The organism is Arenimonas oryziterrae DSM 21050 = YC6267 (assembly GCF_000420545.1).
Classification (GTDB): domain Bacteria; phylum Pseudomonadota; class Gammaproteobacteria; order Xanthomonadales; family Xanthomonadaceae; genus Arenimonas; species Arenimonas oryziterrae.
Map to the genome: position 1 here is coordinate 540,278 of NZ_ATVD01000001.1, position 15,731 is coordinate 556,008.

The 15,731-nt window shown below is 66.2% G+C and carries 16 protein-coding genes; 8 read left to right on the plus strand and 8 right to left on the minus strand.

What is annotated here, in order from left to right:
* Positions 1-23 precede the first annotated feature (23 nt).
* On the plus strand, positions 24-512 hold the full coding sequence (locus G467_RS0102770; protein WP_026802301.1) for an asparaginase domain-containing protein: 489 nt from the start codon (positions 24-26) through the stop codon (positions 510-512).
* A gap of 120 nt (positions 513-632) precedes the next feature.
* On the opposite strand, the gene G467_RS15115 is transcribed toward G467_RS0102770, so the two are convergent.
* The 4 genes from G467_RS15115 to sufT form a co-directional block, all read right to left on the minus strand.
* Positions 633-2,621, minus strand: coding sequence for a M20/M25/M40 family metallo-hydrolase (locus G467_RS15115; RefSeq protein WP_022968204.1), 1,989 nt, complete (start codon positions 2,619-2,621; stop codon positions 633-635).
* Positions 2,622-3,017: 396 nt separating this feature from the next.
* Positions 3,018-5,276, minus strand: a complete 2,259-nt coding sequence (locus G467_RS0102780) for a M4 family metallopeptidase (RefSeq protein ID WP_155844812.1) — start codon at positions 5,274-5,276, stop codon at positions 3,018-3,020.
* A gap of 274 nt (positions 5,277-5,550) precedes the next feature.
* Entirely contained in the window at positions 5,551-5,943 is a 393-nt protein-coding gene (locus G467_RS0102785; protein ID WP_022968206.1) for a hypothetical protein, read from the minus strand.
* A 51-nt stretch (positions 5,944-5,994) separates the two neighbouring features.
* Positions 5,995-6,549 carry a putative Fe-S cluster assembly protein SufT gene (gene sufT / locus G467_RS0102790; protein ID WP_022968207.1) on the minus strand — a complete coding sequence of 185 codons (555 nt, stop codon included), beginning with the start codon at positions 6,547-6,549 and terminating at the stop codon, positions 5,995-5,997.
* A 63-nt stretch (positions 6,550-6,612) separates the two neighbouring features.
* On the opposite strand from sufT, the gene G467_RS0102795 reads away from it, so the two are divergent.
* A complete protein-coding gene (locus G467_RS0102795; RefSeq protein ID WP_022968208.1) occupies positions 6,613-7,041 on the plus strand; it encodes a hypothetical protein in 429 nt (142 codons plus the stop codon).
* 10 nt (positions 7,042-7,051) lie between these two features.
* On the opposite strand, the gene G467_RS0102800 is transcribed toward G467_RS0102795, so the two are convergent.
* Positions 7,052-8,440 (minus strand): NAD(P)(+) transhydrogenase (Re/Si-specific) subunit beta, encoded by a 1,389-nt coding sequence (locus G467_RS0102800; RefSeq protein ID WP_022968209.1) that lies wholly within the window; start codon positions 8,438-8,440, stop codon positions 7,052-7,054.
* Positions 8,440-8,736: an NAD(P) transhydrogenase subunit alpha part 2 gene (locus G467_RS0102805; protein WP_022968210.1), complete on the minus strand. Its 297-nt coding sequence runs from the start codon at positions 8,734-8,736 to the stop codon at positions 8,440-8,442. The genes G467_RS0102800 and G467_RS0102805 overlap by 1 nt, the downstream gene beginning before the upstream one ends.
* A 127-nt stretch (positions 8,737-8,863) precedes the next feature.
* Between G467_RS0102805 and G467_RS0102810 the strand changes: the two genes are divergently transcribed.
* The 4 genes from G467_RS0102810 to G467_RS15125 are packed head-to-tail and all read left to right on the plus strand — an operon-like array spanning position 8,864 to position 10,689.
* The gene (locus tag G467_RS0102810) at positions 8,864-9,196 is read left to right on the plus strand and encodes a hypothetical protein (protein ID WP_026802304.1); all 333 of its coding nucleotides are present in this window, start codon (positions 8,864-8,866) and stop codon (positions 9,194-9,196) included.
* Position 9,197: 1 nt separating this feature from the next.
* Positions 9,198-9,779 (plus strand): RNA polymerase sigma factor, encoded by a 582-nt coding sequence (locus tag G467_RS0102815; RefSeq protein ID WP_022968211.1) that lies wholly within the window; start codon positions 9,198-9,200, stop codon positions 9,777-9,779.
* A complete protein-coding gene (locus G467_RS17275; RefSeq protein WP_022968212.1) occupies positions 9,776-10,156 on the plus strand; it encodes a hypothetical protein in 381 nt (126 codons plus the stop codon). Before G467_RS0102815 ends, G467_RS17275 begins: the two co-directional genes overlap by 4 nt.
* Positions 10,153-10,689, plus strand: coding sequence for a DUF3106 domain-containing protein (locus G467_RS15125; protein WP_051130369.1), 537 nt, complete (start codon positions 10,153-10,155; stop codon positions 10,687-10,689). The genes G467_RS17275 and G467_RS15125 overlap by 4 nt, the downstream gene beginning before the upstream one ends.
* Positions 10,690-10,722: 33 nt before the next feature.
* On the opposite strand, the gene G467_RS0102830 is transcribed toward G467_RS15125, so the two are convergent.
* Complete coding sequence (locus G467_RS0102830) at positions 10,723-11,823, minus strand: NAD(P) transhydrogenase subunit alpha (RefSeq protein WP_022968213.1); 1,101 nt, start codon at positions 11,821-11,823, stop codon at positions 10,723-10,725.
* A gap of 71 nt (positions 11,824-11,894) precedes the next feature.
* Entirely contained in the window at positions 11,895-14,141 is a 2,247-nt protein-coding gene (locus tag G467_RS0102835; protein WP_022968214.1) for a DUF1631 family protein, read from the minus strand.
* A 128-nt stretch (positions 14,142-14,269) separates the two neighbouring features.
* Between G467_RS0102835 and G467_RS0102840 the strand changes: the two genes are divergently transcribed.
* Together G467_RS0102840 and G467_RS15130 are read left to right on the plus strand one after the other, a co-directional pair.
* Positions 14,270-14,836: a nitroreductase family protein gene (locus G467_RS0102840; RefSeq protein WP_022968215.1), complete on the plus strand. Its 567-nt coding sequence runs from the start codon at positions 14,270-14,272 to the stop codon at positions 14,834-14,836.
* Positions 14,833-15,723, plus strand: coding sequence for a 5'-3' exonuclease (locus tag G467_RS15130; protein WP_022968216.1), 891 nt, complete (start codon positions 14,833-14,835; stop codon positions 15,721-15,723). The genes G467_RS0102840 and G467_RS15130 overlap by 4 nt, the downstream gene beginning before the upstream one ends.
* Positions 15,724-15,731 lie beyond the last annotated feature (8 nt).

The following is a 15,731-nucleotide window of genomic DNA, read 5'->3' on the forward strand; positions in this document are numbered from 1 at the left end:
GCCTCACTCCGGGATGGATTGCGATGGACCAGCTACTGATCGTCACCACCGGCGGCACCATCGACAAGATCTATTTCGATGACAAATCGGATTACCAGGTCGGCGATCCGCAGATCGGCGGCATCCTGCGCGAGCTCGGTGTCGCCTTCACGTTCAGCGTGATTCCGATCATCCGCAAGGATTCCCTGCACATCACCGCCGACGACCGCGAACTGCTGCGCGCCACGATCGCCGCGCAGCCGGCGAAACACGTGCTGGTCACGCACGGCACCGACACGATGGTGGAAACCGCGCGCGTGCTGGCCACCCTCGCCGACAAGACGATCGTGCTGACCGGCGCGCTCAATCCGGCGCGCTTCCGCGGTTCGGACGCGGAATTCAACATCGGCACCGCCGTCGGCGCCGTGCAGTCGCTGCCGCCGGGCGTGTACATCGCGATGAACGGACGCATCTGGGATCCGCTCAAGGTGCGCAAGAACGTCGCTGCAAACCGCTTCGAAGCGGCGGACTGAACCTCGCCATCGGCGGCAACCCGATCACGCCCGGCCTCGTCCGGGCTTTTTTCGCGACGGACAAAAAGAACCCCGGCCGAAGCCGGGGTCGGGTTGCCACAGGGCAAAGTGGACCAAGGACTAGAAGGTGATGCTCCAGCTGTCGATCTTGCCGGTGTCGCCCGAGGCGTTGTCGTTGACCTGAAGTTTCCAGGTTCCGTTCAAGGCTTCGCTCGACAGGTTCAAGGTGACCGTCTTGTTGATGTTGTCGGTGCCGCCGCCGGTGCGGTTGTGAATGTTGTAGAGCGTGCCATCCGGCGCCACCAGGTCCACCTTCAGGTCGCCCTGGTAGGTGTGCACGATCGCGACCGTCACCGACGCATTGCTCGGCGCATTGCCGCTACGGCCGGACACGGTGATCGGGCTGTTGACCGTCGTGTTATCGCCGATGGCCACGTCGGTGCCGTTGCTGTAGGTCTGCGTCTGACCGCCACCGCCGGGAGTGAAACTGCCGGTGAGGCTGGCGCCCGAGAACGTCGCATACGCCTTCAACCGGATGTAGTACGTGCCGGTCTGGGCCGTCGCGATGGTGCAGGTTTCCGCATTGCCCGAAGCGTAGGGACGGCAGTCGTACACGGTGTCGGTCGGCGCGCTGCCGAACTTCACGTACATGTCGAGATCGCCGGTACCGCCCGCCGTGACGAACTTCAGGCCGGTCGCGCCGGCGGGCACGTTCATGATGTAGGTCACCGACGAACCCGTGGCCGCACCGAGTCCGGTGGCAGGAACACCATTGCTCAGGATCAGCGCGGTCGGCGGCGGGGTCGTGCCGGTGGTCTTGCCCAGTTCACCGAGGAAGGCCAGGCCGAGTTTGGCGAATTTCACGCTGTACTGCGCCGACTGCCCCATGTTCGCGAGCGTGTCGTTCGCCGAATGGATGTACGGAAAATAGCCGCTGGCGTCGCCGGCCTCGAACATCATCGCCGAGGGATAGCCGGCGCTCGTCCACGACGCGTGGTCGGAACAGCCGTAGCCGCAGGTGTAGGTGCCGCGCGTGAGACCGAGCGGCGCCAGGTAGGCGTCGAAGAGATTGGTCAGGAACGTCTTCATCTCGGCATTGGAATAGTCGGTGATCAACTGCATGTCCACGCCGGAGCCGGACTTGTAGTTGGTCATGTCCAGCTGCAGCACGCCGACCACGTTCTTGTTGGCGGCCTTGAACGACTGCGCGATCGACTTGGAACCACGCAAGCCGACCTCCTCCGCCGCATAACCCATGAACTTGATCGTGCGCTGGGGTTTCCAGCCGCTGGCGAGCGCGATGCGGATGACTTCGGTCAGGGTCGCGATACCGGACGCGTCGTCGTCGGCGCCGGGAGCGACCTGGGTCGCGCTGCCGTTGGCGCTGACATTGATCGAGTCCAGATGCGCGCCGAGCACCACGATTTCATTCGGCAACTCCGTGCCCTGGATGGTCAGGATGACCGACGGCTGCGTCGAGCAGTCGGTGCACGCGGTGTACAGCTCCGTGGTCACGTCGCTGCGGCCGGCGGCCAGCGCCTGCCAGGTATCGCGGATCCATTCCGCCGACGTCTTGCCGGTGCCGCTGGAGTAGTAGCGGTTCTGATAGCCCGACAGCGTGCCGATGGTGCTGCGGATATTGGTTTCCTGGACCTGCGGCAGCCAGGGGTTGACCGTCGCCTGGTTGTCGATCGTGTATGCAACCAGGGCGGCGGCATTGATCGCCTGAAGCGAGCGGTCGGAACGGATGAAAGCTTCGGCTTCGGCGCGCGTGGTGAAAGCGAAATAGCCGCCGCAACGCAGTTCGCGCTGGTGCACAATCTCGTTGATGTCGGCGAGCTGGTGGTTGCGCAGCTCGGCGATCACCAGGTCGTTGCCGACGCTGTCGCGGCGACCGACGCCATTGCGGGCGAGCAGCTGCACGCCCTTCTGGTAGGTGTCGCGCGACGTGACGACGAACACCGGGGCGAGCGGATCGACCTGCGGTTGCGCGATCGTCGCGAGGTCGATGCGATTGGACTGTCCGGGCTTGGCGGTGCCCGCGTTCGCGCTGCCGGCGGTCAAGGCCGCGGCGGCGCAGATCAAGAATGTGGCGAAATGCGATTTCATCGGAACGCTCCTCCGTTATCCGGGCGAAAGCGTCGCCCGAATGCTTGCGTGGTCAGTGTTGCGAAGTTCAAGAACGACCGGGACGATGGCCCGCCGTCTTGGGTTGGCTTGCATGAGCACTTGCACTTGCGGATTGCCGATTGCACGCAGGAATTGCCCGGGCGTCCGGCGCCCGCCTGCGTCTGATGCGTTGACTGTCCCCGCTGGCCCGATGTCGTGGCGAGCGATGGCGATTCCTGGCGCTGTCTGCACCTGCGTTGGACCCAGGGCGACGCGTGTCGATGCGAGAAATCGATCTTCCGGAACCTGACGCTTGTAACTCCTTGGAAGCCGGTGCGGCCTGCCAAGAAGAACCCCGGCCGAAGCCGGGGTTCTGTTGCCGTTAGGCGGTGTGGCTTAGAACGTGATGCTCCAGCTGTCGATCCTGCCGACGTCGCCAGCGGCGTTGTCGTTGACCTGCAGCTTCCAGGTGCCGTTCAGGGCTTCGCTCGACAGATTCAACGTGACCGTCTTGTTGATGTTGTCGGTGCCGCCGCCGGTGCGGTTGTGGATGTTGTACAGCGTGCCGTCCGGAGCCACGAGGTCCACCTTCAGGTCGCCCTGGTAGGTGTGCACGATCGCCACGGTGACCGAGGCATTGCTCGGGGCGTTGCCGGTACGACCAGACACGGTGATCGGGCTGTTGACCGTCGTGTTGTCGCCGATCGCCACGTCCGTACCATTGCTGTACGTCTGCGTCGAACCGCCACCACCGGTGGTGTAGCTACCGGTCAGGCTGACGCCCGAGAACGTCGAGTAGGCTTTCAGACGCACGTAGTACGTGCCGGCCTGGGCCGTCGCGATGGTGCAGGTTTCCGCATTGCCCGAGGCATACGGACGGCAGTCATACACAGTGTCTGTCGGCGCGCTGCCGAACTTCACGTACATGTCCGCGTCACCCGTGCCACCCGACATCACGAACTTCAGGCCGGTCGCGCCCGCGGGCACCACCATCGTGTAGTTCGCCGAAGCGCCGGTAGCCGCACCGATGCCCGTGGCCGGAACGCCATTGGTCAGCACGCCGGACGGCGGCGGCGGGGTCGTGGCGCAGCTCACGCCGACCGCGGCGAACGCCGAGGTGACGTCAGCCTTGGTGTAGCCCAGATCCGTGGCCGCCGTTTCGACGCCGCAGGCGCCCTGGTTGAAGGTGCTGCTCGCGGTCCAGTACAGCGCATTCGCGCGGGCCATGACCTTGAACGCCTTCGGCGTATCCCAACCGGCCTTGGTGGCCAGCAGGTAGAACGCCTTGTTGTACACGCCCGAGGAGTAGTGCACGTCGAGGCCGCTAGTGTAGTTCGCGGCATTGTCGATCGAACGGCCGTCCTGCGGCGGGTTGTTCATGTAACGCAGCGCGCCGGAGGCCTTGAAGATTTCCGGGCCCACGAGGAAGTCGTTCGTGCCCTTCCAGTAGAACTCGGTCGCTTCACCGCCCATGTCCGAGAACGCCTCGTTCATGCCGCCGGACTGGCCGGAGTAGGTCAGGTTCGAGTGCTGCTCGGTGTAACCGTGCGAGACCTCGTGACCGGCCACGTCGGCGCTGACGAGCGGATAGAACGTGGACGCGCCATCACCGAAGCTCATGGTCGAGCCGTCCCAGAACGCATTCTCGTAGCTCGAGCCGTAGTGCACGCGCATGACCAGCTGGAAGGACAACGCCTTGCCGCCGGTGTAGGCCTGGTACATGTTCTGGATCACGCCGCCGAAGAAGTGCGCGTCATTGATCGGCGCATAGGCGCCGTTGATGGCCTTCGTGGTGTTGCGCGGGCAGGTGTACGAGAACGCGGTGGTGCTGGTACCGGTACTGCCGTTGAGGTTGACCGACTTCACGTCGGTGTTGTTCATCGTGCAGGTGGTGCCGCTCTGGGTGACGTCGAGGTTGCCGTACTTGCCACCCGAACCCCACTCGTACTGACCGGTCTTGGCGTTGCCGCCGGGGCCGGTACCGACCAGGGCGTTGGTGAGGGCTTCCCACTTCTTGAGCACGGCGCCGGTGTTGGCGTCGACGATCACGAAGGGACGGGTCGGCGAGCCGCCGAAGCTGGAATCGGCGAAGAACGACACGACGTACGCGAGGTGCGCGCGGTTGTTGTCGTCGACGTAGATCATCTGCTCGACGCTTTCATTCTGGCGCTTGAGCAGCAGCGCGCGCGGACCGAGCGCAGCGCGGGTAGCGATCAGCAGGGCTTCGCCCTTCTGCTTGCGCGGCGTCACGGACGGCACGTCGGCGCCGATGCCGTTGACCATCTGGCCGAACATGCTGCGCACGCCCTCACCACGACGCTCGGCAACGACCACGTGCTCACCGAAGATCGGGATGCCGCGGTAGGTCTGCTGATAGCGATAGTGGTAGGTACCGTCGGCGTCCTGTTCGGTGGCGAGCACCTTCAGCGACGAGTTGGCGTCCATGGTCAGGATTTCCGCGTGACGCTCTTGCGGCATCTTCGCGGCACCCGCGCTGCCACCCACGGCGAGCGTGTAGGCATTGTTGAGCTGGGCAACGTTCTTCTGGTGCAGGTCAACGCGTTCGGCAGCGCTTGCGGACGTGGCGGCCAGAGCCAAGAGAGTGGCGGCGGCAAGCGTGTGCAGTCGAAGCGAGTTCTGAGTCGATTGGATCACGTTAGGTTTCCCCGGAAAGTGGAAAAGGCGGCCGCGAACGGCCAGTCATGCATCCATGCTTCCGGGCCCCCTGATTGAACGCACTCTCCTGCGGGGCGGCTAAGCCTCGAATTGCGGGAGAGGGAGGACGATCACCACCCGGATTGCGTGACGGCAGTCACAGCGCCGTCATGCGAGGCCGACCGTACCGTGACAAAAGTCACAGGTCACGCTGCGACGCAACAGGGGGTGAGAGGGCAGTATTTGGCGGCCCCCGGTCGGGGGCCGGGGCCTGTCATTGGCCGTGATGGACAGGCTTTTCGCGCAAAAAATGTAGCAGGGCGGCGAGGCCGATCAGGATCGGGGCCCCGTAATAACAGAGCTTCGCGACCCAGCTCTGGCCGGAAATGAGGCTGGCCAGGCCGACGCCAGCCTTGGGATCGGCCAGGAGCAGGACGCCGCCGAAATCGCTCATGGCCATGCCGCGACTGACCAGATCCAGGCCCAGCGGGCCCACGGTCAGCCGTCCCAGGATCAGGTAGCACGAGGCCAGGGGACTGCCGTTGCTGGCTTGCTGTTCCAGGGCCGGGCCGAAGGCCGAGACGGCTACGCCACCCCAGAGAAAGAGGCAATAGAGAAAGAACACCACGCCGAGAACCGCACTGATCTTCACCAGCCCCTTGCGCATGACACGCCTCCCGTCTCGTGCTTAAAACCAGCGTTATCGGAGTCTGCCCGCCTAGAGCATGCCCGTTTCCAGTCTCGCCACGTCCGACATCATCGTCTGATTCCACGGCGGATCAAAGACCAGCTCGACATCGGCCTCGGTCACGGTCGGCACCCGTTCCACCTTCGTGCGCACGTCTTCCACGAGGATGTCGCCCATGCCGCAGGCCGGCGCGGTCAACGTCATCTCGATGCTGACCTTGCGGCTGCCGTCTTCCTGCCGCGACAGCGTGCAGCCGTAGACCAGCCCGAGCTCAACGATGTTGACCGGGATTTCCGGATCGAAACAGGTGCGCAGCTGTTTCCATACCAGTTCCTCGACGGCGCCGTCATCAGCCTCGTCAGCCAGCTGCAACGGCGCCGGCGGTTCCTTGCCCAGGGCGTCGGCGTCGTCGCCGGCGATGCGGAACAGGTTGCCTTCGACGAACACGGTGAACGAGCCGCCCAGCGCCTGGGTGATGTAGCCCACGCTGCCGGCGGGCAGGGTCACCTTGTCGCCTTGCGGCACCAACACGGCGGCGCAATCGCGCTCGAACTTCACGGGCTCGCTGGTGCGGGAATAAGACACGGGGTTCCTATCGGAATGCGACGAAGGCGGCTATTTTAGCGCTTGCCCGAGTGGAGACGCTTCTTGCCGAACAATTCCCCGATGCGCTGGCTGGTCCCCGGCCTGGCGCTGATCGTCGTCTTCCTCGCCATGACCGCCGCCTGGCTGGCCGTGGCCCTCTACACCGGGCAGGCCAGCGGCTGGATGGCGCTGGTCACCGCCGCCGATCTCGCGCTCATGCTGCGCATCACCCGGGCCCCGTCGGGTGTCGTGGCCTGCCTGCTCGCCGTCGCGGCGACCGTGGTCACCACGCTGGCTGCGTACTGGATGATCACAGCTACCTATCTGGGCGGCATGTTCGGCCTGGGTCCGCTGGATTCCGCGATGCGCCTGGGCCCGGTGCTGGCCTCGGAACTGACCTGGCTGACGCTGGAGCGCGCGGATTGGTGGGCGATCGGCTGCGCTCCGGTGCTCGCGGCGATCGCGAGCTTCTGGCTGATCCGCCGCGACTGACCGGCGGGCGTCAGTGCCCGCCGTCTAGCGCCTTGAGTTCCGCGACGAGCTGACCAACCGCCGCGCCGCCGTCGCCGTAAAGCATGCGGGTGTTGTCGGCGTAGAACAGCGCGTTCTCGATGCCGGCGAAACCCGTGCCCTTGCCGCGCTTGATGACGACCGTGTTCTTGGACATCGACACGTCGAGGATCGGCATGCCGTAGATCGGCGAGGCCGGATCGGTTTTCGCGACCGGATTGACGACGTCGTTCGCGCCGATCACCAGGGACACGTCGGTATTCGGGAACTCGGGATTGATGTCGTCCATGTCGGCGATGAGATCGTAGGGCACGCCGGCTTCGGCGAGCAGCACGTTCATGTGTCCAGGCATGCGCCCGGCGACCGGATGGATCGCGAACTTCACCTTCACGCCGCGCTTCATCAGCTGCTGCGTGAGCTCCCAGACCTTGTGCTGCGCCTGCGCGACCGCGAGGCCGTAACCGGGCACGATCACCACGCGCTCGGCATACGCCATCATCGCCGCGACATCGCCGGCCTCGATGGGTTTCTGCGCGCCGGTGATCTCTTTCGCTTCACCGGTCTGGCCGAAATTGCCGAACAGCACGCTGGTGATCGAGCGGTTCATCGCTTTCGCCATCAGCTGCGTGAGCATCGTGCCGGCCGCGCCGACGACCATGCCGGCGATGATCAGCGCCTCGATGCCGAGCACGTAACCTTCGAAGGCGACCGCCAGGCCAGTCAGCGCGTTGTACAGCGAAATCACCACCGGCATGTCGGCGCCGCCGATCGGCAGCGTCATCAGCACGCCGACCGCGAGCGCGCACACGAAGAAGCCGATGATCAGCGGTTGCTGCAGGGTGAGCACCGAAGCGATGCCGAGCGCGATCGCCGCGACGAATACCAGGCCGTTGAACCATTGCTGGCCGGGGAAAGTGAAACGCTTGTCCATGCGGCCGTCGAGCTTGGCCCAGGCGATGATCGAACCGGTCAGCGAGATCGAGCCAATCAGGGCGCCGACGACGCCCAGCACCAAGGCGGTCTGCGACGGCGCCGCGCCGTCGCGGGCGAAGCGCAACAGCTCCACCGCACCGATCGCCGCCGCCGAACCGCCGCCCATGCCGTTGTACAGCGCGACCATCTGCGGCATGTCGGTCATCGCGACCTTCTTGCCGGAAATCCACGCCGCGGCAACGGCGAGCAACAGCGCGAGCGCGATCAGCCCGAGGTTGTGCATGCCCGGATAGAAAAACGTCGCGAGCGTCGCCAACACCATGCCGGCACCGGCCCACTGGATGCCGCTGCGCGCGGTCAGCGGCGAGGCCATGCGCTTGATGCCGAGAATGAACAGCAACGCGGCAGCGAAATAGCTGGCTTTCACCAGCACCGGGAGCCAGGCCATCACTTGGCCTCCCCTTTCTTCTCGCTGGGCTTGAACATTTCCAGCATGCGCTCGGTCACCACGTAGCCGCCGGCAGCGTTGCCCGCACCCAGCAGCACCGCGATGAAGCCGATGATTTTCTCGGTCGTGCCTTCGGCATGGCCGAGCACGACCATCGCGCCGACCAGGACGATGCCGTGCACGAAGTTCGAGCCCGACATCAGCGGCGTATGCAGGATGACCGGCACGCGGCCGATGATCTCGTAGCCGGTGAAAGCGGCCAGCACGAACACATAAAGGTAGAGAAACCCATCCATCGGCCCGGAACTCCCCATCGAAGGCTACGGGTCATCATAACCGCAGGCTTAACCGTTCTGGCCAGCGGTCAACGGTCGGGCCGCCCTGGCGTTCTTGTCATTGCCCCCAACCGAAGGAGACGGCACGATGAAACCCATGTTCCTGCTTGCCCTGCCCCTGCTGCTTTGCGCCTCGCTGGCCCAGGCCGGCGATCGCGGCGACCGCATCGATCATCGCTGGGATGCCCGCGGCGATCGCGTGGACCAGCGCCTGGACCGCCGCGGCGATCGCATCGAGCAACGTTACGACCGTCGCAGCGATCGCCTCGATGCACACGGCCACGAGCGGGCGGCAGACCGCATGGAACAGCGTGGCGACCGCATCGACCAGCGCCTGGATCGTCGCGGCGATCGCATCGACCAGCGCTTCGACCGCATCGGCGACCGCCGTGAGGCCCGCTACGATCGACGCCATCGCTGACATGCACGACGGGTCTGCGGACCTCGCCGAACCGGCCGCGGCCTCCGCGGCCGGTTCGGTCGTGCCCGCGACACTCGATGACTTCCTCGCCGGCATCGAACGGCGCGCGTTTCGCCTGGCTGAGCTTGCGCTGGGCCATCGCGAAGACGCACTCGACTGCGTGCAGGAAGCGATGATCAAGCTGGTGCAATACCGACACCGCCCGGCCGGCGAGTGGTCGCCGCTGTTCTGGAGCATCCTGCGCCGGCAACTCACCGACCGGCATCGCCGCAATGCCGTGCGGCGCCGGGTCATGAGTTTTCTCGGCCGCGACGACCAAGATCGCGAGGATCCGCTGGAAATGCTGCCCGATCCGTTCGAGGATCCGGCGCGGCGCCACGCCGATTCCGCCGCCTGGCTGGCCCTGGGCCGCGCCTTGCGCGCCCTGCCGCGCCGCCAGCGCGAATGTTTCCTGCTGCGCGAGCTGCAGGGTTTGAATGTCGCCGAGACCGCCGCCGCCATGGGCTGCTCGGACGGCTCGGTCAAGACTCACCTGTCGCGGGCGATGTCCGCCCTGCGCGATCACCTGGAGGATTGGCGATGAACGGCCATGACCCGAACCACCTTCCCGACGAGACCGCCTCGGTCGACGCGGCACGCCAGCTGTTCGATCGCGCCGGCGACCGGCTCGACACCGCGACGGCCAACCGCCTGCGCCTGATGCGGCGCGAAGCGCTGCGTGGTGCCGCGGGGCCTGCTTCGCGCCTCGGCACCTGGCTGCCGGTCGGTGCCGCTGCCGTCGCCGTGCTCGCGCTCGCGATCGCTTGGCGCGCACCGGTCCCGGAGGAAAATATCGCCGACACGCCCGACACCGAACTGGGTACGGACCCGGCGGTCACCGGCGAGGACGATGCCGAACTTTACGCCTGGCTCGGCGATGCGCCGGTCGCGACCACGCCGGGCAAGGCAGGCACGCTGTGACCCGTCTTCTTCTCGCACTCGCGTTGCTGATCGCCTGTACCCACGCGCAGGCACAGTCCGCCGCGCCGGCGACGACCACGCAACAGGCGCCTTCGCAGCAGACGCCGTCGCAACACATGCCGCAGCAACGTCAGGCCCTGCGCCAGCAGCAACGCGACATGCGTCTGCCCGAAGGCGTGCGCGTGCCGGCGTGGCGCGAGCTCACCGCCCAGCAGCAGACCGATCTCGCCGAGTTCGCCGATCGCTGGGACCGCATGCCGGCGGCGCGGCGCGTGCAGATCCTCGAGCGTCAGCAGCGCTGGCAGCAGCTGCCGCCGGAACGCCAGCAGACGCTGCGCCAGGGCGCGCAGAATTTCCAGGAAATGGCACCCGACCAACGGCGCAAGCTGCGCGAGAGCCTGCGCGCGATGCGCGACCTGCTGCCCGAACAGCGCCAGGCCCTGCGTCGGCAATGGGAAGCGATGAGCCCCGAACAGCGCCGCGTCTGGCTCGACGCCGGCGGTCCGGGCATCGCACCGCCGCCCAAACCCTGAGTCGCGTCCGGCGCGCAGGCGCGCCGCGCGGATTCAGGCTTTCTTTTCGCCCGCGTGCGCCAGGCAGGTCTTGGCGATGAGTTCGTCGTCCCAGTCCAGCACCAGCGCGCCTTCCTTGTCGATCATCAACGACAGGAAGTTGTAGACGTTGCGCGCATACATCTCGCTCGCGTGCAGGGCACCCATGCTGGCGAGGTTGAGCGGACCGGCAACGGTGACGCCGGCGGAATCGATGGTTTCGCCCGGTTGCGTGAGTTCGCAGTTACCGCCGGTTTCCGCCGCGAGATCGACGATCACGCTGCCGGGCTTCATGCCCGACACCATCGCTGCGGTGATGATCTTCGGCGCCGGCCGGCCGGGTACGGCCGCCGTGGTGACGATGACGTCGACGTTCTTGAGATGTTCGGCGAGACGGCGCTGCTGCTCGGCGCGTTCTTCGTCGGTCAGCTGACGCGCGTAACCGCCCTCGCCCGCCGCGCTGACGCCCAGATCGAGGAATTTGCCGCCGAGCGATTCGATCTGCTCGCGCGTTTCCGGCCGCACGTCGAAACCTTCCACCTGCGCTCCCAGGCGACGCGCGGTCGCGATCGCCTGCAGACCGGCGACGCCGGCGCCGACGATCAGCACCTTCGAGGGCCGGATCGTGCCGGCGGCCGTGGTCAGCATCGGGAAGAAACGCGGCGCCAGCTGCGCGGCGATCAGTACGGCCTTGTATCCGGCCATGCCCGCCTGCGAACTCAGGACATCCATGGCTTGCGCACGCGTGGTGCGCGGCAGGCGTTCGAGCGGAAACGCGCTGACTTTGCCGGCGACCAGCGCGTCGACGCGCGCGGCATCGGCATGCGGCGCCAGGAGGCCCATGAGCACGGCGCCGGCCTTCATCGTGGCGAGTTCGGCATTCGCGGGGGCCTGGACGCAGACGAGCACATCGGCGTCGGCAATGAGACGGGCGCGGTCGTCGGAAATCTCCGCGCCGACATAGCTGTCGTCGGGAAAGCTGGCCGGCACGCCGGCGCCGCGTTCGATCAGGACCCGCACCTTCAGCGCGAGCAGCTTCTTGCAGGTTTCCGGACTCAGTGCCGCGCGGCGTTCGCCACGCGCGGTCTCACGAACGAAGGCAACGGTGACCGGCATGCGTACATCCTCCCCAAGGGCATGGGGAGGATGCTACCGGATGCGGAAGGATTCTCCGAGCCCCGTGCGGCTCAGCCGGCGTCGCTCTGCAGGCGGCCCATCACGCGATGCAGCGCCTGGTCGAAGACCTGCTCCTGCTCGCGTACCGCCAGCTTGCCCTGCTTCTTCATCGCCGCGAGTTCTTCGACGGACGCGACGAGCACGCGCACGCCGCGACGATTGACGAACATCAGGCGCGAGGAGATCGGGCTGACCCAGGACAGTTTCGCCGGGTGCAGCTTGTCGTCTTCGCCGGCCAGATCGATCCAGGCGCCGATCTTCAGGCCGCGCAGGACCGCGAGGTCCTCGGCATTGAAGTCCAGCAGGTCCTTGTCGGACGCGACCGTGAGGAAGGGCGTCGTATTGGCCTGCGCCGGACCGTCGTGCGAAGGGTCGGCGGCGACCGGCTCGACCTTGACGATGGACGGACGGGCCACGACCGGCGCGATCTTCTGCGCCATCTCCAGGCTCGCCGCGAGCAGGCGGATGTTTTCGTGCGCGGACTCGCCGGTGATGCCCGAGCTCGAGAGCACGGTTTCCAACGGTTCGCGGATGCCGGCCATCGTCGGGGCGACCGCCGGCGGCTTGGGCTGACCTTCGTGCGGCAGCAGACCGATCAGGCTGTCGGCGACGCCGAGCGCGGCATTCCAGGACACGCTTTCCGGGCCTTCGCGCAGGGCGATCATCGACAGATGGTGCGACCAGATCCGGCTCATGAAATCGTTGAGCGCATCGGGCACGACCACGTTCTCGACGCGGCGCGCGAGTTCGGAGGCCGCCAACGTGCGCGCCTGCTCCAGACGTTCCTGGCCGCGCTGCGCTTCGGTCGCACGCCGTTCGGCGAGTTCGATGCGGCGACGATGCTGTTCGAGGAACGAACGCAATTCCTGTTCGAGCGTCTCGAAGATCGCGATGTCTTCATTGAACTCGGCGAGCAGGCGATCGACCGTGTGCTCGGCCTTCTGCAGCAGTTCGCGTTCCTGCGGACCTTCGCCCTTGTTGCCTTCGACCGCTTCGGACAGCGAGTTCAGCAGGCGGCGCGCCGGGTGGGTCTTGTACTGGAACAGGCGGCGGTCCATGACCGCGGCCTTGACGTAGGGCACGACCAGGCGGGAGATCAGCGTGCGCGCCTGCGCCTCAAAATCGCGTTCGTCGAACAGCACGTCGAACAGCATGCCGACCAGGTCGACCGCGTCTTCGTCGTCGCGACTGATCTTGACCGCTTCCTTCGGCAGGCCGATCCGGCTGGCGCCGTTGAGCATTTCGTTCTTGAGCAGGACCGCGAGCGAGGTCTCCGGATGGTCCATCGCGCGCGTGACCGCATCGGGCACCTGCGGCTGCAGCAGCGACAGGATCGATACCATTTCGCCCATGGCCATCGGACGACGGCCGTCATCGACACCGGGCTCGCCCGATCCCGCGCCGCTGCCGGAATAACCGCCGCTGCCGCCGCCGTGACTCGGGCGCCAGCCTTGCAGCAGATTGCACAGCGCGTCGAACAGCGCCTTGTCCTCGCCCGGACCGTGCGCCATCTCCGGGAACGCCGGTCGGACATCGGCCTCGGCGTCGGCCTGGTTCGCGTCCTGCGGGACCGGACGCGGTTTCGGCGCGGGCTTGGGCTTGGGCGCGCCCAACTCGGGCAGGATGCCGGCGGCAACGAGCAGGGTGTTGATCTCGTCGAGCATCAGGCCCAGGTCGTCGACAAGCTCGCGCTCATAGTTCTTGAACAGCAGCACGCGCACGTTCGCGCCGAGCAGGGCCTGGCCATGCAGGCTGACGCGCATCGCGTTGGCGATCACGGCCGAGGAGATCGGGTTCTGCGACGGCGGCAGCGCCTGCACGCCCGCCAGACGCGCAAAGCGGCGCTCGATCATGTCCAGGCCCGGGCCATAGGCACGCACGAGGGCTTCGGCGATCAGCTCCGAGGCGACGAGATCTTCCATCTCCTCGATCTCGACCAGGCTCAGGTCGCTGGGCAGGCTGGTATCGGACTGCAGACGACGCTGCAGGCCATTGAACGCGGACTGGAAATGGCCCAGGAAGGCCTGCTCGATCGGGTTGGTCAGCGCGCGCAGCGTGCGCAGACCTTCGAGGTTCTTCGAACCGAAGGAGGTCTCGTCTTTCTGCGACAGCTCGTACAGGGTGTCGTCGGTGCGCTGGATGACGCGACGAAGCAGATCGTTCATGCGCGTGGCGCACGTCTTGCGCAGTTTCGGGAACAGTTCGGATTCGATCCGACTGTCCGACATCACCTGCGGCAGGAACTCGTTATGGGTCATGAAACTCTCGGGGGGGAGTAGAGTTTTGGCTATGGCTAGACTAGGCCATAAGTCATGCGGAAACCGTGAATCAGCCTGCAGAATTTGGACGGCCGGGGCAATAAGCCGACGAATGCTAAAGTTTGGCGATGAATTTGCTCACCGCCCTCGACCTTCGCCGGTCCACCCCCTCGCGCCTGCTGGGCGAGCCCGCCCCCGCTCCGGATCAGCTACAGCGTCTGCTGGTCGCCGCCTCGCGTGTCCCCGACCACGGCAAGCTCGTGCCCTGGCGCTTCCTGCTTATCCAGGGCGACACCCGCCAGGTGCTTGGCGATTTGTTGGCCAGCCGGACGCTGGAGCGCGACCCGCAGGCCAGTCCGGCGGTGGTCGAGAAGGACCGGATGCGCTTCCAGTTCGCGCCATTGATCGTGACGGTGATAGGCAGACTCACCCCCGGACACAAGGTGCCCGAGCAGGAACAACTGCTCAGCGGCGGCGCCGTGTGTTTCGCGTTGCTCCAGGCCGCCCAGGGCATGGGCTTCGGTGCGCAGTGGCTGACCGGCTGGGCCGCGTACGACCCGGCGATCACGCAACGCCTCGGCTTGGCGGCGAACGAGACCGTGCTCGGCTTCATCCACATCGGCACGCCGAAAGAAGCCGCCCCCGAACGCGACCGCCCCGACGTCGTCGCCCTCACGAGCGACCTGCACCTGTGAGCGGCGGCCCGGTCTATCTGGTCGACTCCAGCCTGTACGTGTTCCGTGCGTGGCATTCGATGCCACCGGAGTTTTCCGATCGCGACGGGCATCCGGTCAATGCCGTGCACGGTTTCACCCGTTTCGTGCTCGAAGTGCTGGAGCGCCACAAGCCCGCGCGCATCGCGTTCGCGTTCGACGAATCGCTGGAATCGAATTTCCGCAACGAGCTCTACCCGGCCTACAAGGCCAATCGCGATGCCGCGCCGGAGGAACTCAAGCGCCAGTTCGGTTATTGCCAGCAGGTCTGTCGTGTTCTCGGTTTGCGCGTGCTCGCCGACGGGCGCTACGAAGCGGACGATCTCATCGGCACCGCGCTCGGCCACGTGCGGCGCCAGGGCCACACCGGCATGATCCTGTCCGCGGACAAGGACCTCGCGCAGTTGCTCGACAGCGACGACTGGCAATGGGACTACGCGCGCAACGAAAAATGGAATGGCGACGGCGTCAAGGCACGCTACGGCATCCATGCGCACCAGGTCGCCGACTATCTGGGCCTGACCGGCGACGCGATCGACAATATTCCCGGCGTGCCCGGCATCGGCGCGAAAACCGCGGCGACGCTGCTGGGCCATTTCGGTTCGCTCGACGCCCTGCTCGAACGCATCGCGGAAGTGCCCTTCCTGCGTCTGCGTGGCAGTGCGCAGCATGCCGAACGCCTGAAAGAGCATCGCGACATCGCCCTGCTCTCGCGCCAGCTCGCCACGATCGTGCGCGATGCGCCGCTGCCCGAGGATTTCGGCGTCGCCGCGCGCGGCCCAATCGATATCGCTGCACTCGACGAGTTGTGCGAACAACTGCGCTTCGGCCCGATGACCCGCCGTCGTCTGCGCGAATTGCCGGTCTAGGAGCGACG